This window comes from Nakamurella sp., assembly GCF_044224575.1.
Lineage (GTDB): Bacteria > Actinomycetota > Actinomycetes > Mycobacteriales > Nakamurellaceae > Nakamurella.
Window position 1 is genome coordinate 331,484 of record NZ_JBGAKE010000003.1, and the last position, 20,261, is coordinate 351,744.

22 protein-coding genes are annotated in these 20,261 nt (G+C 71.8%); 9 read left to right on the forward strand and 13 right to left on the reverse strand.

Going from position 1 to position 20,261, the window contains the following annotated elements:
* Nucleotides 1–7 precede the first annotated feature (7 nt).
* Both ACILSK_RS05390 and ACILSK_RS05395 read left to right on the forward strand, forming a co-directional pair.
* Entirely contained in the window at nt 8–2,299 is a 2,292-nt protein-coding gene (locus ACILSK_RS05390) for a serine hydrolase (RefSeq protein ID WP_395726097.1), read from the forward strand.
* Nucleotides 2,300–2,526: 227 nt separating this feature from the next.
* A complete protein-coding gene (locus ACILSK_RS05395; RefSeq protein ID WP_395726098.1) occupies nt 2,527–2,850 on the forward strand; it encodes an ArsR/SmtB family transcription factor in 324 nt (107 codons plus the stop codon).
* Between the two features lie 165 nt (nt 2,851–3,015).
* Here ACILSK_RS05395 and ACILSK_RS05400 read toward each other — a convergent pair whose 3' ends face one another.
* Nucleotides 3,016–4,014, reverse strand: coding sequence for a hypothetical protein (locus ACILSK_RS05400; protein ID WP_395726099.1), 999 nt, complete (start codon nt 4,012–4,014; stop codon nt 3,016–3,018).
* Nucleotides 4,015–4,571: 557 nt separating this feature from the next.
* On the opposite strand from ACILSK_RS05400, the gene ACILSK_RS05405 reads away from it, so the two are divergent.
* Complete coding sequence (locus ACILSK_RS05405) at nt 4,572–5,120, forward strand: hypothetical protein (protein ID WP_395726100.1); 549 nt, start codon at nt 4,572–4,574, stop codon at nt 5,118–5,120.
* 81 nt (nt 5,121–5,201) lie between these two features.
* Here the strand turns inward: ACILSK_RS05405 and ACILSK_RS05410 are convergent, their stop codons facing one another.
* The 4 genes from ACILSK_RS05410 to purB all read right to left on the reverse strand — a co-directional run bounded on the left by ACILSK_RS05410 (nt 5,202) and on the right by purB (nt 8,471).
* Nucleotides 5,202–5,714 carry a DUF6328 family protein gene (locus tag ACILSK_RS05410; protein WP_395726101.1) on the reverse strand — a complete coding sequence of 171 codons (513 nt, stop codon included), beginning with the start codon at nt 5,712–5,714 and terminating at the stop codon, nt 5,202–5,204.
* 139 nt (nt 5,715–5,853) lie between these two features.
* A complete protein-coding gene (locus tag ACILSK_RS05415; protein ID WP_395726102.1) occupies nt 5,854–6,204 on the reverse strand; it encodes a hypothetical protein in 351 nt (116 codons plus the stop codon).
* A gap of 81 nt (nt 6,205–6,285) precedes the next feature.
* Entirely contained in the window at nt 6,286–7,065 is a 780-nt protein-coding gene (locus ACILSK_RS05420) for an amidohydrolase family protein (RefSeq protein WP_395726103.1), read from the reverse strand.
* Between the two features lie 29 nt (nt 7,066–7,094).
* On the reverse strand, nt 7,095–8,471 hold the full coding sequence (gene purB / locus ACILSK_RS05425) for an adenylosuccinate lyase (RefSeq protein WP_395726166.1): 1,377 nt from the start codon (nt 8,469–8,471) through the stop codon (nt 7,095–7,097).
* A 491-nt stretch (nt 8,472–8,962) separates the two neighbouring features.
* Here purB and ACILSK_RS05430 point away from each other — a divergent pair, with 491 nt between their 5' ends.
* Nucleotides 8,963–9,604: a LysE family transporter gene (locus ACILSK_RS05430; RefSeq protein WP_395726104.1), complete on the forward strand. Its 642-nt coding sequence runs from the start codon at nt 8,963–8,965 to the stop codon at nt 9,602–9,604.
* Nucleotides 9,605–9,801: 197 nt separating this feature from the next.
* Here the strand turns inward: ACILSK_RS05430 and ACILSK_RS05435 are convergent, their stop codons facing one another.
* Both ACILSK_RS05435 and ACILSK_RS05440 read right to left on the reverse strand, forming a co-directional pair.
* Complete coding sequence (locus ACILSK_RS05435; protein WP_395726105.1) at nt 9,802–10,584, reverse strand: SDR family oxidoreductase; 783 nt, start codon at nt 10,582–10,584, stop codon at nt 9,802–9,804.
* A 62-nt stretch (nt 10,585–10,646) separates the two neighbouring features.
* Nucleotides 10,647–10,982, reverse strand: a complete 336-nt coding sequence (locus tag ACILSK_RS05440; RefSeq protein WP_395726106.1) for a helix-turn-helix domain-containing protein — start codon at nt 10,980–10,982, stop codon at nt 10,647–10,649.
* A gap of 149 nt (nt 10,983–11,131) precedes the next feature.
* Between ACILSK_RS05440 and ACILSK_RS05445 the strand changes: the two genes are divergently transcribed.
* From ACILSK_RS05445 to ACILSK_RS05460, 4 genes are all read left to right on the forward strand, one after another.
* Entirely contained in the window at nt 11,132–11,836 is a 705-nt protein-coding gene (locus ACILSK_RS05445; RefSeq protein WP_395726107.1) for a GntR family transcriptional regulator, read from the forward strand.
* 264 nt (nt 11,837–12,100) lie between these two features.
* Nucleotides 12,101–12,541, forward strand: a complete 441-nt coding sequence (locus ACILSK_RS05450) for a hypothetical protein (protein WP_395726108.1) — start codon at nt 12,101–12,103, stop codon at nt 12,539–12,541.
* A 5-nt stretch (nt 12,542–12,546) separates the two neighbouring features.
* On the forward strand, nt 12,547–12,900 hold the full coding sequence (locus ACILSK_RS05455; RefSeq protein ID WP_395726167.1) for a WhiB family transcriptional regulator: 354 nt from the start codon (nt 12,547–12,549) through the stop codon (nt 12,898–12,900).
* 35 nt (nt 12,901–12,935) lie between these two features.
* Nucleotides 12,936–13,727 carry a hypothetical protein gene (locus tag ACILSK_RS05460; RefSeq protein ID WP_395726109.1) on the forward strand — a complete coding sequence of 264 codons (792 nt, stop codon included), beginning with the start codon at nt 12,936–12,938 and terminating at the stop codon, nt 13,725–13,727.
* A gap of 175 nt (nt 13,728–13,902) precedes the next feature.
* Here the strand turns inward: ACILSK_RS05460 and ACILSK_RS05465 are convergent, their stop codons facing one another.
* From ACILSK_RS05465 to sigK, 4 genes are all read right to left on the reverse strand, one after another.
* Nucleotides 13,903–15,012 carry a hypothetical protein gene (locus tag ACILSK_RS05465; RefSeq protein WP_395726110.1) on the reverse strand — a complete coding sequence of 370 codons (1,110 nt, stop codon included), beginning with the start codon at nt 15,010–15,012 and terminating at the stop codon, nt 13,903–13,905.
* Nucleotides 15,009–15,533, reverse strand: coding sequence for a SigE family RNA polymerase sigma factor (locus tag ACILSK_RS05470; protein WP_395726111.1), 525 nt, complete (start codon nt 15,531–15,533; stop codon nt 15,009–15,011). Before ACILSK_RS05470 ends, ACILSK_RS05465 begins: the two co-directional genes overlap by 4 nt.
* Nucleotides 15,534–15,658: 125 nt before the next feature.
* Nucleotides 15,659–16,528, reverse strand: coding sequence for an anti-sigma factor domain-containing protein (locus ACILSK_RS05475; RefSeq protein WP_395726112.1), 870 nt, complete (start codon nt 16,526–16,528; stop codon nt 15,659–15,661).
* Between the two features lie 91 nt (nt 16,529–16,619).
* The gene (sigK, locus tag ACILSK_RS05480) at nt 16,620–17,234 is read right to left on the reverse strand and encodes an ECF RNA polymerase sigma factor SigK (protein ID WP_395726113.1); all 615 of its coding nucleotides are present in this window, start codon (nt 17,232–17,234) and stop codon (nt 16,620–16,622) included.
* A gap of 184 nt (nt 17,235–17,418) precedes the next feature.
* Here sigK and ACILSK_RS05485 point away from each other — a divergent pair, with 184 nt between their 5' ends.
* Nucleotides 17,419–19,170, forward strand: coding sequence for a molybdopterin-dependent oxidoreductase (locus ACILSK_RS05485; protein ID WP_395726114.1), 1,752 nt, complete (start codon nt 17,419–17,421; stop codon nt 19,168–19,170).
* Nucleotides 19,171–19,254: 84 nt separating this feature from the next.
* Here ACILSK_RS05485 and ACILSK_RS05490 read toward each other — a convergent pair whose 3' ends face one another.
* Nucleotides 19,255–19,734: a MarR family winged helix-turn-helix transcriptional regulator gene (locus ACILSK_RS05490; RefSeq protein WP_395726115.1), complete on the reverse strand. Its 480-nt coding sequence runs from the start codon at nt 19,732–19,734 to the stop codon at nt 19,255–19,257.
* Nucleotides 19,731–20,105 carry a cupin domain-containing protein gene (locus ACILSK_RS05495; protein WP_395726116.1) on the reverse strand — a complete coding sequence of 125 codons (375 nt, stop codon included), beginning with the start codon at nt 20,103–20,105 and terminating at the stop codon, nt 19,731–19,733. Before ACILSK_RS05495 ends, ACILSK_RS05490 begins: the two co-directional genes overlap by 4 nt.
* Between the last annotated feature and the right edge of the window lie 156 nt (nt 20,106–20,261).

Below are 20,261 nucleotides of genomic sequence, written 5' to 3' on the forward strand. Positions count from 1 at the left end.
GGAGGGGATGCCTTCGCCGACCGCCCGCCCCGCCTCGGGGGACCCATCGGTTCCGCCGACCGCGCCCCGCTCGCGCGATCCGCTGGTCGACGCGCTTCGTTCCGTCGCGCTGGCCCGCGTCGTGCTCTGGCACGCGTTCGCCGCCCCGTGGCTGAGCTGGATCTTCCCGGCGATGCCGATCATGTTCTTCCTGGCCGGCGCGGTGCTGGCCGGGTCGTCGACCGGTGGCCGGTCCGCCGGCGGGGTGCGCACGCTCGGCCGGCGGCTGGTCCGGCTCCTGCTCCCCTTCTGGGTGTACTCGGCCGCCGTGGCCGCGGTGACCGTCGTCCGGCCGTCCGCCTTCGCGGTCGACGACGGCACCTGGCTCTCTCTGCTGGTGCCGCTGCCCCAGCCGACCGGCACCGACCGGGACTGGCTCACCGGCCACCTGTGGTACCTCACCGACTACCTCGTCCTGCTGACCCTGGTGCCGCTGGCCGCGCTACTGGCCCGGCGCATCGGCCTGGTCATCGGCGGCGCCCTGCTCGGACTGGCCACGCTCGAGCTGGCCCCGCTGGCCGGCCTGCCCTCCCTGGTCGGACCGGCGCGGATGGCGGTCGGCGACCTGCTCTGCTACGGCCTGTTCGCCGTGTTGGGTATCGCCTGGGCCACCCGGCGGCCGGCTAAAGGAGGTCGCGCGGACGGCGGCACGGTCGCCGGCCGGACCACAGCCGGTCTGGCCGCGGCCGGTCTGGCCCTGATCGCCGCGACCGTCCTTGCCTCGGCCGTGGTGCCGTTACCGCGCGGCTCGCTCAACGAGTCCTATCTGCTGCTGGCCGTCGCCGCACTGGGCTGGCTGCTGCTGATCGGCGCGGCGCAGCGACCGCTGCGCCGGCTCGCGCAGTCGCCCCGAGTCGCTCCGGCCGCCCGCGCGGTGAGCGCACGGGCCCTGACCATCTATCTCTGGCACCCGGCGGCGATCCTGATCGCGCTGGCCATCGCGCCCGACACCAGCCCGGCCGTCCTGCTGTTCACCGTGCTGCTCACGGGCGTCGCGGTCGTCGCCTTCGGGTGGGTCGAGGACGTCGCCGCCCGTCGTCCGGCGCGCTGGTGGCCGGGACGCTCCCGCCGTGGCGGCTCCGGGCCGGCGCGGGTTCCGTTGCGCATCGGCCTGGTGGGCGCGGCGCTGGCCGGGGTGACGCTGATCGTCGGCGGTGTCTCGGCGGTCACCGCCAACGGGACCGAGACGGCGGTCGCCGCGATTCCACCGCCGTCCGACCGCACCGCGCTGGCGGACACTGCGTTCGCCGCGGCCGCCCGTGAGCTGCGCGAACAGGCTCCGGCCAAGCAGCTCAGGGGGGAGCAGCTGCAGACGGCGCTGGAGCGGTGGATCGCCGGACAACCCGAGATCAGCGACGCCGTGGTCAGCGTGGCCGCAGGATCGGAGGTCTGGAGCGGGAGCGCCGCCCGGTCCGACGGTGAGCCGCGCGCTGCCGACTTCAGTGTCGGCATCGCCTCGATGACCAAGACGTTCACGGCATCATTGGCCGTCCAGTTGGCCGAGGAGGGGCGGCTCGACCTCGACGCGCCCGTTCCTGAGCTGGCCGACGTCGTGCCGCTGCCGGACGCCGGCACGGTCGTCACCCCGCGCCAGCTGCTGCAGCATTCCAGCGGGCTGATCCAGTACACCGACGCGCCCGGGTACGACGCCGGCCGGGTGTACACGGCCGGCGAGCTGGTGTCGCTGTCCACCCAGGCGCCGCTGCAGCATCCCCCCGACGCAGGGGTCACCTACAGCAACAGCAACTACCTGTGGCTGGGGCTGATCCTGGAGTCGCTGACCGAGTCGTCCTACGGCACCCTGCTGGCCGATCGCATCGCCGGACCGCTCGGCCTGTCCACCGTCGACCTGCCGGTCGACGAGCGCACCGGCTGGGTGGGTTCTGCCTCCGGCGGGATCTCGTCGACGCCCGCCGATGTCGCCCGGTTCTTCGACGCCCTGGTCAACCGGGCCGAGCTGCTGCCGCAGGACGCCCTGCACCGGATGACCGACCTGAACCACCTCAACGGCGGGCTCGGCATCTGGCCGTTGTGCCCATGCGGGCAGACGGACGACGGCGTCAAGTGGGCGACCGGCCTCGGACACTTCAACGGCGACGGCGCGGCCTTTGCGTTCCCCGACGACAAGCTGGCCGTCTACCTTCGGATCGGGGGCCCGGGGGACCCGCCCGTCGCGGGCGATCGGATGGTGCAGATGCGCGACGAGCTCATCGAGCTGATCCGGACGACGGCGATCCGGGCCGACGACGTCGAGCACTGACCTGCTCCCCTGCTCCCCTGCTCCCCTGCTCCCCTGCTCCCCTGCTCCCCTGCTCCCCTGCTCCCCTGCTCCCCTGCTCCCCTGCTCCCCTGAAGTTGATCATGGCGTTCTCTGCTCCGTTCTCGGCGCGTCGCCGGCGTGTCGGACAGAGTTCGCCATGATCAACTCGGAGTGGGTGGAAACGGCGGTCCCGACGGACGGTTCACTCGCGGATGTACCCTGGCCGGGTGCAGACCCTGACACAAGGGGAAGTCCTCGCCCGGTTCGGGGCGGCCCTGTCGGACCCCACCCGGGCCCGCGTCCTGCTCGCGCTGCGGGACTCGCCCGGGTATCCGGCCGAGTTGGCCGCCGACCTCGGCGTGTCCCGGCAGAGCTTGTCCAACCACCTGGCCTGCCTGCGCGGATGCGGACTCGTCGTGGCGGTGCCGGAGGGCAGACGGGTGCGCTACGAGCTCGCCGACCCACGGCTGCGGCATGCGCTCACCGACCTGCTCGGCGTAGTGCTCGCGGTGGAAGCCGGCCACGTGCCGACCCCACCGTCGGCGAGCTGAACGGGCCGCGGATCCGGCAGCACGGCCACGTTCGAGGTCGGATCTCGCCCGCTGCGGGCGCCCGGACGCCGAACCCGCACCGATTCGCGATACGGCTCCGCGACGACAAACGCCGCCCGGACCGTGGGTCCGGGCGGCGTCGGCCGTGCATGTTCTGCCGATCGTTCAGTCGGCGGCGCGCAACCGTTCCCGGAGCTCGGCGACGTTGCCGGACTTGGGCAGACCGCGGTTGACCAGCTCCTCCTGGAGCTGCACCTTGGTCCAGCCGTCGTAGGCCTCGGCCTCGTCGGCGGCGTCGTCCGCCTCGTCGGCGGCATCCTCGGCCTCGTCGGCGCCTTCGGCTACCTCGTCGGCGGCATCCTCCGCCGCCTCGGTGGCATCCTCGACGGCCTCGGTCGCCTCTTCGGCTGCCTCGTCGACGGTCTCGGTGGCTGCACCCGGCGTGACCGCGGCCAGCGCCTGCTCGCCCGCCTTGGTCATCTGTTCGGCGATGTCCGACAGCGGGGCGGAGAGCGTCTTGGCCTGCTTGCGGGCCAGCTCGAGGATCTGCTCGGCCTGCTGGCGAGCGGCCGCCAGCACCGCCTCCGCCTGATCCTTGGCCTGCTTGCTGGCCGCCTCGGCGCGCTGCTTGGCCTCCTCGAGGATGGCCTCAGCCTGCTGACGGGCAGCCTCGGAGCGAGCGGTGAAGTCCTCACGGACGGACTCGGCCGCCCGGCGGGCCGCATCGGTGCGCGCCTCGACCTGGTCACGGACCTTCTCGGTCGCCGATTCGAGCTCGTCTCGGGCGGCTTCGCCGACCTTCTCCGTCACGCCGAGCATCCGGTGGGCGAACTCGCGCTGGCCCTCGAGCATCTTCTCGGCGAAATCGAAGACCTGGTCGATCACGTCGTCGGGCTTGGGTGCCCGACCCGGCGTATCGCCGATCTTGCCGAACGCATCCTGGGTGATCTTCGTCCAGGTTTCGACGGCATCAACAGCCTGCGCCTGGGTGGAGCGCACGGCTGCCGCGAACTGTTCCTGAGGGGAGGACATCACGTTCCTTCCGGTCGACGCCGCATCGTGCACAACACCGTGGCGCGGCTGAAGAATCAAAGGTGCTGGCCCGGACAACGCTATCGAGAATTCGGCGGGGCGAAAACCATCTGAACCCACCCGGTCGACCAATTCGGCCGCAGCCCTCCGCCCGCCACCGGTGGCGAGGCGTGACGACGCGCGATCCGCCCTCGCACGCCGACCGGCCGAACCCGCCGCCGGTGCCAACCTCGAACGCACCCGAGGGAATCCGTGCGCCCCTCCGATCCGGGCCGGGCCGACCGTCCGGCCGTGGCCGGTCGCCGGCGGGTTGCCGGACCGGCACCGAAAGAGACCACTGACGAAGCCGTTTCACATTGATCGGCGATCGACCGGCGATGGACCGCCGGCCGACGCCGGGCCGGCGGCCGGGCGGCCCGGCCGACTGCACCACCGGCCCGCCGAATTCGGCGCGAAATCGACTCCGATCTGCGCGCCACGTTGCCGCGACGCCGGGGCAACGAACGTCGTCGCTCGTCGAGGGTGGTGCGCGTCACGATTCCGAAAAGCCGCACCCGGGAATGGCGTGTCCGTCGCGCCGGTGTCCGGTGTCACAAGCCCGTTTGTTAGCTAGTTAGCTGGGTATCAGCTAACGTTGCTAACGAGGGCGCCGGGCTGGCCGGTGTCTGCACAACGTTGAGGAGTGCCCAATGGCTACCGCCACCAAGGCTGCGGCCGAGAAGGCCGAGAACGCCGTCGCGCAGGTCACCGAGACCGTGTCGTCCACCGTCTCCAAGGCCACCGCCGTCGCGAACGACCTGGTCACCAAGACCACCGATGCCTTCGCGCCGATCGTCAAGTCCGCCGAGGAGAAGACCCAGGAGCTGACCGCCGCCTTCGCCGACGAGGTGAAGAAGGCCGAGGCCAAGGGCCAGGAGCTGACCGAGCAGGTCGCCGCCGAGTACAAGAAGGCGGAGGCCAAGGCGCAGGAGCTGGCCGAGGCGTGGACCGAGGAGTACAAGAAGGCCGAGGCCAAGGCCAAGGAGTACACCGAGAACTTCACCGCCGAGGTCAAGAAGGTTGTCGTCATCTCCGTCGACACCTACGCCGAGGCCGTGCAGAAGTACCTCGACCTGACCGTCGAGTTCGTCGAGACCTTCAAGAACGACGCGGTGCTCGACCTGACCAAGAAGAACGCCCAGGCCATCACCGACCTGGTCGAGGCTTCCGTCAGCCAGACCAAGGACCTGCTCAAGTAAGCAGTCCGACAAGTCCCTGAAGGGGCGGGTGGCATCAGCCACCCGCCCCTTTCGGCACGTCCCAGGACCGCCGGCCGGCGATCAGCCCGGCGGACCCGGCGACCGCTCCCGGATCACCAGGGGAAGTGCGCCCCACAACACGAACAGCACGAGCGCAGCGCTGCCACCCGCGATCGCTCCGGCACTGCCACCCAGCACGAGATCGAAGATCAGCAGGACAACCCCGACGATCGACGTGCCCAGCAGCACGATGCCGATCTGCGCCAGCCGGTGGGCGACGTCGACCGTGACCTGCCGCGCGTGCCGCCGGAACAGCAGCCGGTGCAGGCTGACCGGGGCGATCAGGAACCCCATCGCGAGCACGGCCAGGCACAGCGTGATCAGGTAGATCGTCGTTTGGGCGGCCGTCAGTTGCTCGAACCGCGCCTGGAACGGCAGCACGACCAGGAACCCGGTGAGGATCTGCACCCCGGTCTGCACCACCCGCAGCTCCTGCAGCAGATCGACCCAGTTGCGGTCCAACCGCTGCAGCGGAGTTTCCTGACGCTGGTCGTCAACACTTTCCGGCTCCGGTGTCGCGTCCGCGCCGACCATCTCGCCATTGTGCGCCCCGGCCGGCGTCACGCGCATGAGCCGCCGAGAGGCATGCGGACACCCGCTCGGTCCGGGACGGGCGGCCGTCGCCGCCCACGGGGCAGCCGGCCGATCGTTGCGGACGTGGCTCGGGCCCCACTCAGGCCAGATGGAGCGAAGCCTCCTCGGCCAGCGAGGCGAGCGGCCGGGTCGGCAGGAAGCCCTGATCGCCGACGACCCGGCGCTCCGCCCGGGCCGCGGGCCGGCCGAAGTCGTCGCGACGCCACTCGCCCGTCCGGGTCCAGCCGGCGGCGTGCAGCGCGTCGTCCGCGGCTCGGTCGCCGGGCACCGTCATCGCCCTGTCGGCGACCCGGGCCCCGGTCCGATCGAGCACGAAAACTCTTCCTCGGTAGTGCGCGTCGGAGGACGGCTGGTCGAACACCGGCCAGTCCATGGCAAACGACGCGGGGTCGTCCTGCACCGCCGTGAAACGGCAACTCGCACGACTCATCTCGGCTCCCTTCCGACCTGACACCACCCCACCCGCTCGCCCCGGCAAGCAGCAGCTTTCGCCCATTTCAGGCGGTGACGGTCACAGTACCCTCGGTGATTCCGCCGAAGGAAGACGGTCGGCCCGATACCACTCGAAGGCGTTGGCGAAGAGCACCCGATCAAGGTCCTCGCCCACCGCATCCGCGACGAGATCGACGTCGCCGGGCGTGAACGGCCGGGGCGCCCGGGTGCCGGGTAGATCGGTACCGAACATGAGCGCGGCCGGATCGATCCGGTGGACGCGCCGCATGACGTCCACCACCTGCGTCGCCCCACCGGCCCACCGGCCGAAGCCGGTGGCCTTGATCCGGACACCGCCGGCGGCCAGGCGCAGCAGGTCAGCCAGGCCGTCCGTGGTCAACCCGAGATGATCGATGCTCGCCCGCGGGAGCCGCTCGATCACCGGGCCGACGGTCGCGAGATCGTCACTGCGGACATAGAACTCGCTGGACCAGCCGGCGGTGTCGTAGGCCAGCCGGCCGAGCGTGTCGACGTCGTCCGGTCCGGCGGAGCCGCCGCGGACCAGATTGAACCGGACCGCCCGCACCCCCGCGGCATCAAGACCGGCGATCGTCTCCGCAGTCGTGTCGACCGGCAGCTGGGTGACGCCGACGAAGCCCGGACCCAGCGACGCCAGGGCGTCCAGCAGGTAGGTCTGATCGAAACCCTGGAAGGACCCGGACACCACGGCGCCACCCCGCACCCCCAGACCGTCCACCGCGGCCCGGTAGTCGGCGACGGTGAACGCCTCGGGCAGGTACCCCTGATTGGGGATCAGCGGGAACCGCGGATCGACGATGTGCAGGTGGCTGTCGAACACGGCGAGTCCTCCCGGCCGGAACGGGCGGGCTACAGGATGTCGCCGGGCCGGTAGCTCGCGGCCTCCGGGTGCTCGCCGCGCAGCTCCCCGATGCGGCGGATCATGGCGGCGGTCTGCCGACCGGCCAGCCCGGTGAACGACAGCGGGTCGGCCAGCAACTCGTCCAGCTCGGTCCGGTTCAGCGGAAGCCTGGTGTCCGCGGCCAGCCGGTCGAGGAGATCGTTGTCCACCTGGCCCTTCTCGCGCATGGCCAGGGCGACGGCGACCGCGTGCTCCTTGATCGCCTCGTGCGCGGTCTCCCGGCCGACCCCGGCCCGGATTGCGGCCATCAACACCTTGGTGGTGGCCAGGAACGGCAGGTACCGTTCCAGTTCGCGTTCGATGACGGCCGGGTAGGCGCCGAAGTCGTCGAGGATCGTCAGGAACGTCTCGATCAACCCGTCGATGGCGTAGAAGGCGTCCGGCAGGGCGACCCGGCGGACCACCGAGCAGAACACGTCGCCCTCGTTCCACTGCGCGCCGGCCAGCTCCCCGGCCATCGACGCGTAGCCCCGCAGGATCACTGCCAGACCGCAGACCCGTTCACAGGAGCGGGCGTTCATCTTGTGCGGCATCGCCGACGAGCCGACCTGACCCGGCCGGAAACCTTCCGTGGCCAACTCGGCGCCGGCCATCAGCCGGATGGTGGTGGCCAGGGACGCCGGACCGGCGGCCAGCTGCACGAGCAGTGAGACCACTTCGTAGTCCAGCGACCTCGGATACACCTGCCCGACGCTGATGAGGGCCCGCCCGGACGGCGAGATCTGCCGCACCACCTTGGCTTCCAGCAGGTCGACATCCTCGGGCTCGCCGAGCAGGTCGAGCATGTCCTGGGCGGTGCCGACCGGACCCTTGATGCCGCGCAGTGGGTATCGCTCCAGCAGTTCGTCGACCCGCTCGTAGGCCAGCACCATCTCCTGGGCGGCCGAGGCGAACCGCTTGCCCAGGGTGGTCGCCTGCGCCGGGACGTTGTGCGATCGGCCGGCCATCACCACGTCGGTGAACTCCGCGGCCCGCCGGCCGAGCCGGTCGAGCACGGCGACCGTGCGGTCCCGGATCAGCGCGAGCGACCGGACGATCTGCCCCTGCTCGACGTTCTCGGTGAGGTCGCGGCTGGTCAGGCCCTTGTGCACCTGCTCGTGCCCGGCCAGCGCGTTGAACTCCTCGATCCGCGCCTTCACGTCGTGCCGGGTCACCCGCTCCCGGTCCGCGATGGAGGCCAGGTCGACGTCCTCGATCACCCGCTCGTAATCGGCCAGCACGTCGTCGGCGACGTCCAGACCGGCCGCCCGCTGCGCCCGCAGGACCGAGATCCAGAACCGACGCTCGGCGATGATCTTGTTCTCCGGCGACCAGATCGCCACCATCTCCGGTGACGCGTAACGCTGGGCCAGCACGTTCTCGACGGCGGATGCACTCACGTCTACCCATCCTTCCAGCACCCGCCCCGGTCGTTCCAAGCCCCCGCCCCGGCCCCCGTCACCCCCCGCGCGCCCTACCCCCCGGTGCCGCTTCCCGCGCGGATCAACTGGGCAGGCGCGGACGAAATGCCCTCGTGTGTGGCTGGTGTGACAGGAGTCGCCTGCTTCGTCCGCGCAGTTGCCCACACCGCCACCCCACCGATCCACCTGCCACATTCCGCCTATTCTGTATCGGTATAGAAGGGTCAAAGGTGGCAAGTCGATCGACGAACGTGCGGCGACCCGCCCCGCGGGTGACCGGAATCGGCTTGCTCCCCGACGCGACCGCCCGTCATGCTCGCCGTCATGACGACCCGCCCGACGTCCGCTGCCCGTCCCGCCGCCGTCGCGGCGCGGCAGCAGCCACGCCCGATGTCCAGGGCGGACACCCCTCGGCGATGAACTCCGCGCTGGTGGCCGGCCTGCTGGCCGGCTGGGGCATCGCCGTACCCGTCGGCGCGGTCGCGGCCTACCTGGTGGGCCTGACCGCGCGATCCGGTCCCCGGGTCGGGGCCGCCGCCGCATTGGGGGTCGCCAGCGCCGACGGCGTCTACGCGCTGATCGCCGTGGTCGGCGGGGTCGCGTTGACCGGGGTGATCTCGGCGATCGCGACGCCGCTGCGCTGGGTGTCGGTGGTCGTCCTGGTGCTCCTGGGCGCCCGCATCATTTGGTCCGCCGTCAGCGACCACCGCACCCGAACCGAACTGACCGGCCCCGAATCGGTGGCACGGCCCGGTCGGGCATACGTGACGCTGCTCGGGATCACGCTGCTCAATCCGCAGACGATCCTGTACTTCGCGGCGCTCGTCGTGGGCAGCACCGCGACGGCCGCGCTCGACGGGTCCGGCCCGGTCTGGCTGAGCGGAGCAGTCTTCGTGCTGGCCGCCTTCTGCGCCTCGGCGAGTTGGCAGCTGGTGCTCGTCGGTGGCGGTGTCGCGCTCGGCCACGCCCTCACCGGGCACTCCGGCCGGCTGATCACCGGTCTGGTCTCGGGCGCTCTGATCATCGCCTTCGCCGCGGCCCTCCTCCTGGCCGGCTGACGGACGCAACCGGGCCCGGCCGGGTGGTCGTCGAGGGTCCGGAGCGGCCGGACCCACTCCCGGCCACGGCCTTCGCCCGGCCACGGGCACGGCCACGGCCACGGCCACGGCCACGGCCACGGCCACGGCCACGGCCACGGCACCACGGTCCCCCGCAGCCGTCCGGACGACCGATCAGTCGGGCCGCGCGCCCGAGATCACCCGCCCCGGCGGATGACCCGAGCCAGAAACTCCTCGAAGGTGACGGTGCCCACCTCGTTGTCCGGCGTCAGGTTCCATCCCTGCCGGTAGGCCCGCATGACCTTGCCGGGCACGGGAACGCCGACGATCCGACGCTTCTTGCCCGCGGCCGCCGACCACTGCTGGGCCAGGTCCTCAACCGTCTGCACCAGCGGCCCACCCGCGTCCGGCGCCCGACCGCTCGGCGCTGCGATGGCCAGGTCGACCAGCCGGCGGGCGGCGTCGGGGGTGTCGATCGGTTGGAACTGCAGCCCGGACGGCAACGGCATCAGCGGGAATCGGCCGGCGTTGCGCACGATGGTCAGCACCAGATCGTGGAACTGGGTGAGCCGTTGCACCGACCACGGCAGGCCGCCCCGCTGCACCAGCTCCTCGATGCCGACCTTGAACCGGTACATCTTCAGCGGGATCCGGTCGACCCCGACGATGGACGGGTAGACCAGGTGCGGCGATCCGCCGAGCAGGGCCGTGTCGATCAGCCGCCGGGTGCCCCGCACGTCGTTGTCCATGTGCCGGTAGTCGGTCGCGCAATGGATGATCGAGTCGACATCGGCGACCGCGTCGGCCACGAATTCGCCACTGACCAGATCACCGGTCACCCACTGGGCCGACGTGGGATCGGCGGAATTCCGCGGACGCCGGCTGAGCACCCGGGGCTGCCGGTGCCGGTCGAGTAGCTCGGCCACCACGGCGCGGCCGAGCGTGCCCGTGCCGCCGGTCACCAGGATCGGTCGAGTCACTTCACCGCCACCTCTCCGAACGCCCCGGCCGATAGCTCCTGGGCGGGCCCGCCGGCTCGGGGTCAGGCTCTCACGGGCACCCGGGCCGGGGTGCGCGGACGCTCGGATCGCGGCATGGACGACCGACGGGCCAGTTGCGGGCCGGCCGGGTGGGTGCCGAGCGCGGGCGCCGGTTCGGTTTCCAGATCGAAGAGGTCGTTCGGCGTGCACCGCAGCGCGGTGCACAGCGCGAGCAGGGTGGAGAGCCGGACCTGACTGGGTTCGCCGGTGAGCAGGGCACCCACCGACGGCGCGGAGAGCGGGTAGTCCGCCTCGTCCGCCAGTAGCCGGCGCAACTGCGTCGCCGTCCACACACCGCGTTCGGCGGCCGCCATTCTCAGCCTCCACTGAATCATCAACGCTCGCGCAACCCCTTTCCATGATGCTTCGACCGTGCCGGGAGGCAGCGAACGTACCATCGCGGCCCGGTTTTGTCCTACAGTTTCGAACAAATTGTTCGACATTGTTCAGCTTATTGTCGGACAATTATGCCGACTAGGCTGCTCGCATGGACCCCAGTCCCGCAGGCGCACCGACCGAGAGGGCGGTGGCGGGTCGCGGGCACGCGGGAACGGCCGGCCAGTCCACCCCGGCCCGGGTGGCCCAACAACTGCGGGACCAGATCACCACCGGTGGCTTCCCGCCCGGGGCCCGGCTGCGCGAGGAGGCCCTGGCCGAATCGCTGCGCGTGTCACGCAGCACCGTCCGGGAGGCCTTCGCCGAACTCACCGCGGACCGACTCGTGGTGCGCGAACCGAATCGCGGGGTGTGTGTCGCCACGCTGACCGCCGGCGACGTGGTGGACATTTTCGCCGCCCGCCGAGCGATCGAACTGGGGGCGGTCCGCGGCGGCGGGTCGCCGGTGATCATCGCCAACACCCGGCTGGCCGTGACCGACGGACTGGACGCGGCGCGGCACGGCGACGGCGTCGCGGCCGGTCGGGCCGATCAGTATTTCCACCGCGCTCTGGTCGCCCTGGCCGCCAGCGCCCGCCTCAACCTTTTCATTCGGCAATTGACCTCGGAATTGCACTGGGCAATGAATGCGAACGGCGTCGGCCCGTCGCTCTTTCTCGCTTTTGTGCAGGACAATCGGCGAATCCATGAGATTCTGGCGGACGGGGACTTCGACGCCGCCGCGCAGGCATTGGACGAGTTACTCACCCGGGCGGAGCGGGACGTCGTCACCGCCGTGCTCCGGGCCGCCGGCTGACTACCGCGCCTGTCTGAGTTTCCTTTGACAGCAGGCTTTCCTGAACGTACTGCATCGCCACATAAGGCCGCACCTGCATCCGCCAGGTATCACCTCACGCTGGCAGGTGCGACTTGAGAAAGGCATCCGGAGCCTGGCAATCAGTAGAGAAACTCTTGACGCCCCGACTGTGCGGCTTATTGTTCCAAGTGCGTTCCTTTGCCGCCCACCCTTTCCACCGGGCGATCCGACGGACAAGGCCGGGCGACGCCGACAGGAGAGACGATGACCAACGACGTCGATGAATTCTCGGAAGGCGACAATGATCAGCAGGACCCCCGGGGCGGCGCGGGCGCGAATCTCGCCGAGCTGACCGACCTCGGCGGGCCCGTCCCGCCCGGCTTCACCGTCACCACCCGGGCATGCCGGGAGTACCTGCGGGACCGGCGCTTTCCCGAGGTGGACGCGGACGACTCGTCGTCAGGGCTGGCGGTGGCCCGGCTGGAGGCCGGACGCGGCGGTCATCGCACGAACGCCGGGCGAGCGGGCGGGCCGGACGGGCGAGCGGGTCGTCGACTCCCCCGCTTCGCCCACACGGCCGTGCCGGCGAAGCGTGGCCGAGCGTGCGAGGCCACCATCGAACACAGAATGACGACCCGGAAAGCCATCCGACGACGCGGGAGCCGGATTGTTCAGGATCGTCCCTCCGGGAGGGCGGCGCGATGAGTGGTCTGCCGGACGTGTCCGCGCTGCCCGGCCCGAACGCCGACCTGTGGGACTGGCAGATGGGCGCCCGCTGCCGCGAACTACCCAGCGCCGTGTTCTTCCACCCGTGGGGCGAACGGGGTGATCGGCGACACCGCCGGGAGTCCGCGGCCAAGGAGATCTGCGCCAGCTGCCCCGTCATCGACGAATGCGCCCGGCACGCCCTCGCCGCGCGCGAGCAGTACGGCGTCTGGGGCGGTATGGGCGAGGACGAACGCCGCGTGATGCTGCGTGGTTCGGGCCCGCGGGGCCGGCGCGCCCGCGATGCTATGGCGGGCGCCGGTTCACCGGGCGGGCTCGGGCCGGACTCGGGAAGATAGGACTCTCCCGGGACCCGGACGTGGGCGGAGTGGCGATGACGCACAGCGGCGGCTGGCTGGACGACTCCTTCACCGGGCACTCGGTGATCCAAGCCTTCCTGCACAACCAGGCCGACGTCGCCGACCTGCTCGCGGCGGCAACCGGCGGCCGGCACGTCAGACGAGACGGTCTGGCCCTGGCCGACTCCGGTGGGCCGGTGATGTACACGAACCAGGCCACTCTCCTGCGGCCCATTCTGGGGCCCGACGACGCCCTGCTCGATGAGATCGAGGCGTTCTTCACCGGCGCCCATCCGGCAATGGTGCTGTCGGCGTGGCCCACCCCGAACCTGACGACGCGCGGCTGGACGCTGATCGGGCACCCGATGTTCGTGGTCCGGGCGCCCGGACCGCACGAGACGCCGTCGCCGCCGGGGGTGACCGTGGTGCGGGTGGACAACGCGGTCGAACTGGCGATGGCCGAGCGGGTCGCCATCGACGGCTACCCGCTGCCCGAGGCCGAGGGTCTGCCGGCCTACGCGCTGCTCGGCACCTCCCTGCTCGACGGGCCGCTCCGGATCCGGGTCGCCTACGTGGACGGGCGGCCGGCCGCGCTCGGTTCCGGGCACACCGGGCACGGCCTGGTGAACCTCTGCCTGGCCGCGACGTTGTCTACGGCCCGCCGGCGGGGAGCCTGGCGGTCGCTGGTCTGGGCGCGCGTCGACGACGCCGCCGACCTGCCCGCGGCCGCGTTCACCAGCGACGACAGCCGGCCCGGCTTCTTGCGTTTGGGGTTCCTGCCGATCACCCGGTTCACTCTCTGGCTCAAGCCGGGCGTCGCCGCCTGATCAGCGCACCCCGAGCTCCGGGGCGGGCCCGGGTTCGAGCCGGGGCACGCCGCGGCCCCTCCGGTTGCCGGCCACGCGACCGGCGCGCCACCGGCGCACGCGAACCGGCCACGCGCCACTCGCTCGGCCGATGTCGACCGGGCCAGGCGCGGCTCCCATGCGCCTCGAAACGAGTTCAGCCCAGCGTGCCCAGCACGGCGGCAGCCGCCGCGGACAACTGGTCGGCGGTGAGCCCGGACGGAATGGGCGCGATGCCCGTGGCCGGCCGTCCACCGACCTCCACCTCGTACCCGCTGCCGTACGCATAGACGGACAGGTTGCCGGAATCGTTGGACACGTACTGGTCGCCGCCGCGGGCGACGCAGCGTGCCCCGGTCTCGCTGGCCGACTGGGCACACGCCCCGGGGTCGGCACGGGTCACCCGGACCACGAGTTGGGTGTCCGGCGCGGTGCCGGCCAACTGGGCGCCGCCGACCGGGTCGGCCGGGCAGCCCAGGCCGAGCGCGCCGGGCGCCCCGAACGCACCCGCCGGGAGCGCGCCGACCAGCGCTGCGGACGCAGCATCGGACAGGGCCGGCCAGCAGCTCGCGACCGCGCCCCCGCCGGCGTCCGGACCGCCGGCCGCGGCGCCCTCGCCCGGCGCCGTCACCCCCGGAACCGGCACCGTCTGGCTCAACGCGCTCTCGCCGGGCGGCGGACGATTGGCGTCCGGGTTCGACGGGTCGACGGTCGGCGCCGCCGCGGCGCCGCCCGCACCCGCATCCGCGCCGGCCGGCGCCTCGGCATCGCCCGACGCCTCGGCATCGCCCGACGGCGCCGCGGCCGCCGCACCCGCGCTCTCCGCCCGGGCCGCGGTCTGGTCGGCCGCGGAGCCTGCCGACGTCGTGCTCGACGAGTTCGACACTGCGATCGGGATGACGACCGCCGCCACTGCCACTGCGCAAGCGGCCGCGAGGCCCCCGAAGATCATCGTCCGGCGCCGTTTGGCCCGCCGGTCGGCATCCTCACGGACCGACAACACGTGCAGCTCACCGACCGACGCACCCCGCTCCGGCACGGCGGTGGGCCCGGCGGATCGGACGGCCGGCACCCCGCCGGCCGGCACCCCACCGGCCGGCACCGAACCGGCCGACGACGGGCCCGCCGTTGCCCGGTCGGCCGGTGCCTTCGCCGCCGCGATGACCGACAGCGCGGACACTGACGAGGGCGGCGCGTCGGGATCGTCGGCCAGGTCGGTCAGCAACCGGCCCAGGCCGGCCCCGTCCACGTCTTCCGGATCGGTCATGGCCGGCTCCCGCCGCTGCCGACCGCACCCTGCCGGACCAGCGCCTGCTTCATGGCCGCCAGCCCTCTGGCGGTCTGCGACTTCACGTTGCCCTCCGAACACTCCATCGCGGCCGCCGTGGCCGCCACGTCCAATCCGTCGAAATACCGCAGCACCAACATCGCCCGCTGCCCCGGCGGCACCTCGTCCAGCGCACTGCGCACCAACTGCCGGTCGGCCACTACCGACGCCAGGTCCAGACCGGGCGACGGCGCATCCGGCACCGCGTCGACGGCCCGTTCCCGATGCCACGGCCGGCGCGACTCATCGACCGCGGCCCGCATCAGGCAGCGCCGGACGAAGGCATCGAGCGCCGCGTAGTCGCGAATGTCTGCCCAGGCTCCGTAGAGCTTGACGAAGGCGATCTGGGTCAGGTCGTCGGCCCGATGCCAGTCACCGCACAACAGGTACGCGATGCGACGCACCCGATCCCGGCGCGCGTTGACGTACACGGAGAACTGCGCCTCCTCCTCCGGGCTCACCCGACCTCCAACTCCAACAGTCCCAAGACGGACAGTGACCATTGAATGGTTGCACGAGTTCCGAAGGTCGGTCGTCACTCTTTCGGCTCAAGGACAGTGTCCGATCGGGCCCTGATTGACCGGTGTCAGGAAGTCAGGTCGGTCATCCAGACGATCGGGAGGGTCGGCGAGGCCGATCCACCGGCCGGTTCGGCGGTGATGGCCACCGCGTTCTCACCCGGCTGCGTCGGCTGGGTGACCGTCTGCGATTGCCCGGCCGCGGCTTCCGGCAACACGCCGAGCGACCGCGGTGTCGTGGTCGGTTGTTCGGACAACGCCCACAGCTGATAGGTGCGGTCGGCCGGCAGCGCCGGCAACCCCGTGACATCGACGGTCACCGCGGCACAGGACGGGGCGTAGAACACGGTGCCCGGGCCGCTCTCCGGCGTCAGTTGAGTCCGGTCGGTGGCGGTGGCGACGCACTGTTCCGGCGTCTGCGCCACTTGCTGCTGACCGCGGAACTGGTTGATCGCGACCAGCCCCCCGCCGAGGATCACCGCGGCCGCGGCCGCGGCGATCCACCTGGCCGGACGCCGGTACCAGGGCCGCAACGGGCGGACGTTGTCCGGCACGACCTGATCCGGCCCGACGATGTCCGGCCACTCGTCCGGCGTGCGGACATCGTCCCGGGACGGGCCGGGGTCACCGGGGTCCGGCGGCAGGTCCGGAGCGCGGTCGCGCCCGACGGTGGTCTGCGCCGACGTCCCGCTCGACCGGTCGACCGGCGGCAGCTGTGGCGTCACCGCGATCGCGGCCATCACCGCCTGCCGCAACGATGCCGGCGGCGCCTCGGCCGCCACCGCGGCGAGACGGATGACGGTCTCCCGGAATCCGGCGAGCTCCTCGCGGCAGGAGTCGCAGGTGCCGATGTGCTCCTCGATGGCGGGCAGCTCGTCCGCCGGCAGCGCCCCCAGGGCGAGCGCGCCGGTGTCCAGATGCATGTCCGGTGTGGTCACGCCGTCACCCCCTTCGGAGTCGCCGCGCCGGATCGGCCACCCCACCGGGGGCGCCGCCGACTGCGCTGATGGTTCATTCGGCAAGCCTCATTCACGACGTCACCCCCAGGCAGTCCCGCAGCCGGATCAGACCGTCGCGCAGCCTGGTCTTGATGGTCGGCAGCGGTGCGGTGAGCAGTTCGGCCACCTCGCGGTAGGTGTAACCGCTGAAGTAGGCCAGCGTGATGGATTCACGCTGCAGCTCGGTCAGCGTGCCCAGGCAGCGCTGGACGGCGCGCCGCTCGAAGTTCGATTCGACCGCTTCGACGACGGTGTCGACGTCCCGCTCGGTCGAGGCGTGGGCGACCTTGATCTCCCGGTCGGTCGACGCCTGCGCCGATCGCACCCGGTCGACGGCCCGGGCGTGGGTCAGCGTCATGATCCAGGACGTCGCCGACCCCTTCGTCCGGTCGTAGCGGCTGGCCCGCCGCCAGATCTCCAGGAACACCTCCTGGGCGACCTCCTCGGCCTGGCTGGGGTCCCGGACCACCCGGCGGGCCAGCCCGAACACGCGGGCGGCGAAAGCGTCGTACAGCTCTTCGAACGCGTCCTCCCGTCCCAGCGCGGTGAGCCGCAACAGCTCCTCGGGGGTTCGGTCGCGCTCGACCGTGTCGTCCGGCACCGCGGCCAGCGGCCGGCCGGGTCGAGCGGGTTCGGAATCAGGCATCGGCGGTTCCTTGCGCGGGGGTGATCATCGTCCGCCGGTGATTCGGCGGGCGGACCTCACCGGATGGGTCCGGACCGCCGGTTGCATCGGGTGATCGTACGTGTCCGCTGCGTGATCCGAAGTTCTTACGACCCGATGACGAGACGTTGCTTTCATCGTGGTGTTCGCCGTCGGGGGGCGGACCATGGAGGGCGTGGTCGTGTCCAATGAGTTCTCCGCCGGTCGGGCCGAGCCCGCCGCACCCCCGCCGACCCCCGGCTGGCGACCGGGCGTCGCCCTGTCCGGGCTGATCGGGATCGTCGCGCTCGGCCTGACCCTGGCGGTCGCCGAACTGCTGTCCGCGGCCGCGCAGCTCCTCGGGTGGCTGAACCCGGAGTCGTCGCCCTTCGGCTCGCTGGGCCAGACGTTCATCGCGCTCACCCCGGAATGGCTCAAACAGTTCGCGATCAGCACCTTCGGCACGAACGACAAGACCGCCCTGCTGGTCGGCATGGGCCTGACGCTGGTGGTCGTCGGGTTCGGCATCGGCGTCGTCGGACGGGACCGGCCGCGGGTGGCCGTCGGCATCGCCGGGATTCTCGTGGTGGTCACCGCGGTGGCCATCCTGGCCCGGCCCGGCTCCTCGGTGATCGACCTGCTGCCGCTGCTCGCCGGGGCGGTCGGCGGCCTGTGGTTCCTGGTCAACGCCTTCCGCCGGCAGACCGCGCCGACCGCGCCGACCGCGCCGACCGCGCCGACCGCGACGGTGTCCGCGGACCCGGTGGCCGCCGAGGACCCCGTCGACCCGGACAACCCGAAGCCGGACCGGACGGGGGCCGCCCACCCGATGGCCCGGGCGACCGCGGCCGAGGGTTCAGCGGGCGCGACCCGCCGGGACTTCTTCCGCTTCGCCGGGATCGGCGCGTTGCTGGCGGTGGCGGCCGGTGCGGTCGCCCGCTGGATTCCCAGCACCGCCGAGGTCGCGGCCAACCGCGGCGCCGTCGCGCTGCCCGCGGCCACCACGATCGACGCGGCGATCGCCCCGGCCGACACCCTCGACGACGTGACCGGGATCAGTTCGTTCGTCACCCCCAACGCCGACTTCTATCGCATCGACACCGCGTTCGTGGTGCCCCGGCTGACCACCGATCAGTGGCAGTTGCGCGTGCACGGTCTGGTGGACAAGGAGATCACGCTGTCCTGGTCCGACCTGCTGGCCATGCCCGCGGTGCAGCACATGGTGACGCTGACCTGCGTCTCCAACCCGGTCGGCGGTGACTACATCAGCAACGCGGTGTGGCAGGGCGTCCGGATCGCCGATGTGCTCGCGCTGGCCGGACCGCAGGCCGGCGCCGACTGCGTCTACTCGACGAGTGTCGACGGTTTCACCGTGACCACCCCGGTGGCGGCCCTGACCGATGGTCGGGAGGCGCTGCTCGCGTACGCGATGAATGGTGAGCCGCTACCGGTGGAGCACGGCTACCCGGTGCGGATGGTGGTGCCCGGGTTGTACGGGTTCGTCTCGGCGACGAAGTGGGTCGTCGACCTGGAGCTGACCCGGTTCTCGGAGGTGAGCGCCTACTGGACCGACCGGGGCTGGTCGGCCCAGGCGCCGATCAAGACCTCGTCCCGGATCGACGTCCCGCGGACCCAGGAGTCGGTGTCGAAGGGCCGGGTCGCGATCGCCGGGGTGGCCTGGGCGCAGCACACCGGCATCACCGGCGTCCAGGTGCAGATCGACGACGGCCCCTGGCAGGACGCCACCCTGTCCGGCGACGTCGGCGCGGACACCTGGCGGCAGTGGGTCTACTACTGGCCGGACGCGGCCTCGGGCAAACACACCGTGCGGAGCCGGGCGATCGACGCCACCGGGGCGGTGCAGACCGACGCCGTGCAGGGCGTCGTGCCCGACGGAGCCACCGGCCTGGACGAGCGCTCGTTCATGGTGACCGCCTGACCGCTGTTGATCATGGGCTGGCGGCCGTTCCGCCTCGGGCCGAACGGCCGCGAGCCCATGATCAACTTCGGTTGGGGTACGGGCTCAAGGCGGAGTGATCACCGGCAGCCGCCCGCCGTGCGTCCGCTCCAGCACCGCGGTCAGGTCGGCCCGCAGCGATTCCACGGCATCGGTGCCGATGAGCGCCGCCCAGGATGCCTCGAGCTCGGCGTAGATCTCCTCCACCACGGCCAGCAGGGCGACACCGCGTTCGGTGAGCCGGATCAACTTGGCCCGCTCGTCGTTCGCGTGCGGCTGCCGGATCACGTATCCGGCCTCCTGCAGGCCGTCGACGAGCTTGGACGCCGCCTGTTTGGACACCCCGAGCAGAGCGGCCACGTCGGCCCCCCGCAGCTCGCCGGACCGGGCGGCCAGCAGGACGAAGCCGTAGGTGACGCGGACATCCGTCCAGCCCCGCTCGGCCAGCCGCCGGTGCAACCCGTCGACCAGGACGCGGTAGCCGATGGCGAACAGCCGGGCCAGCGGGATCCGCTCGGTCGCCGGCGCTCCCGCCGGATCGATCATTGTGCCCAGGGCGGGGTGAACGGCTCCCCGCCCGGCAGCTGCGCCTGACCGCCCACCGGCAGCACGCACAGCGCCCGCATCGGCGCGTCGCCGGCCGCGGCCAGCTCGAACGGGACCCCGGGCGGAACGACGATCGACGCGCCCGGCCCGGCGATGTGCTCGGCGCCGCCGATCCGGACCCGCGCCGTGCCGTCGAGAACGACAAAGACTTCCTCCCGGGTCACCTGGTGCGGGGTCGCCGGCGTGGTCGGGTCGATCTCCACCCGCCAGACGCTGGTGTCGGTGCTGCCCCGGCTGGGCGTGGCCAGGGCGGTGAAGCGGGCCCCGGGCAGCTCATGGGTGGGGGCCGGCGGTGCGGCGATGACGGGCATGAAGCCTCCTCGGCGATGGTCAACCTGTTTGACCATCTTGTCCCCGACCGGTGCCTATAGTCAACCTCTTTGACCACCCACCCCCAGTTGATCATGGGCTGGTGGCCGGAAAGCGACAGCGAGAACGGCCGTGATCCCATGATCAACTGCGGAGCA

Bases quoted from the DNA above. Each gene is read 5' to 3' on its own strand.
- ACILSK_RS05390 (WP_395726097.1), top strand. From the start codon at position 8: ATGCCTTCGCCGACCGCCCGCCCCGCCTCGGGGGACCCATCGGTTCCG.
- ACILSK_RS05405 (WP_395726100.1), top strand. From the start codon at position 4,572: ATGGCTACCGCCACCAAGGCTGCGGCCGAGAAGGCCGAGAACGCCGTC.
- ACILSK_RS05410 (WP_395726101.1), bottom strand. From the start codon at position 5,714: ATGGTCGGCGCGGACGCGACACCGGAGCCGGAAAGTGTTGACGACCAG.
- ACILSK_RS05415 (WP_395726102.1), bottom strand. From the start codon at position 6,204: ATGAGTCGTGCGAGTTGCCGTTTCACGGCGGTGCAGGACGACCCCGCG.
- purB (WP_395726166.1), bottom strand. From the start codon at position 8,471: ATGGTGGCGATCTGGTCGCCGGAGAACAAGATCATCGCCGAGCGTCGG.
- ACILSK_RS05430 (WP_395726104.1), top strand. From the start codon at position 8,963: ATGAACTCCGCGCTGGTGGCCGGCCTGCTGGCCGGCTGGGGCATCGCC.
- ACILSK_RS05445 (WP_395726107.1), top strand. From the start codon at position 11,132: ATGGACCCCAGTCCCGCAGGCGCACCGACCGAGAGGGCGGTGGCGGGT.
- ACILSK_RS05450 (WP_395726108.1), top strand. From the start codon at position 12,101: ATGACCAACGACGTCGATGAATTCTCGGAAGGCGACAATGATCAGCAG.
- ACILSK_RS05460 (WP_395726109.1), top strand. From the start codon at position 12,936: ATGACGCACAGCGGCGGCTGGCTGGACGACTCCTTCACCGGGCACTCG.
- ACILSK_RS05465 (WP_395726110.1), bottom strand. From the start codon at position 15,012: ATGACCGATCCGGAAGACGTGGACGGGGCCGGCCTGGGCCGGTTGCTG.
- sigK (WP_395726113.1), bottom strand. From the start codon at position 17,234: ATGCCTGATTCCGAACCCGCTCGACCCGGCCGGCCGCTGGCCGCGGTG.
- ACILSK_RS05485 (WP_395726114.1), top strand. From the start codon at position 17,419: ATGGAGGGCGTGGTCGTGTCCAATGAGTTCTCCGCCGGTCGGGCCGAG.
- ACILSK_RS05490 (WP_395726115.1), bottom strand. From the start codon at position 19,734: ATGATCGATCCGGCGGGAGCGCCGGCGACCGAGCGGATCCCGCTGGCC.
- ACILSK_RS05495 (WP_395726116.1), bottom strand. From the start codon at position 20,105: ATGCCCGTCATCGCCGCACCGCCGGCCCCCACCCATGAGCTGCCCGGG.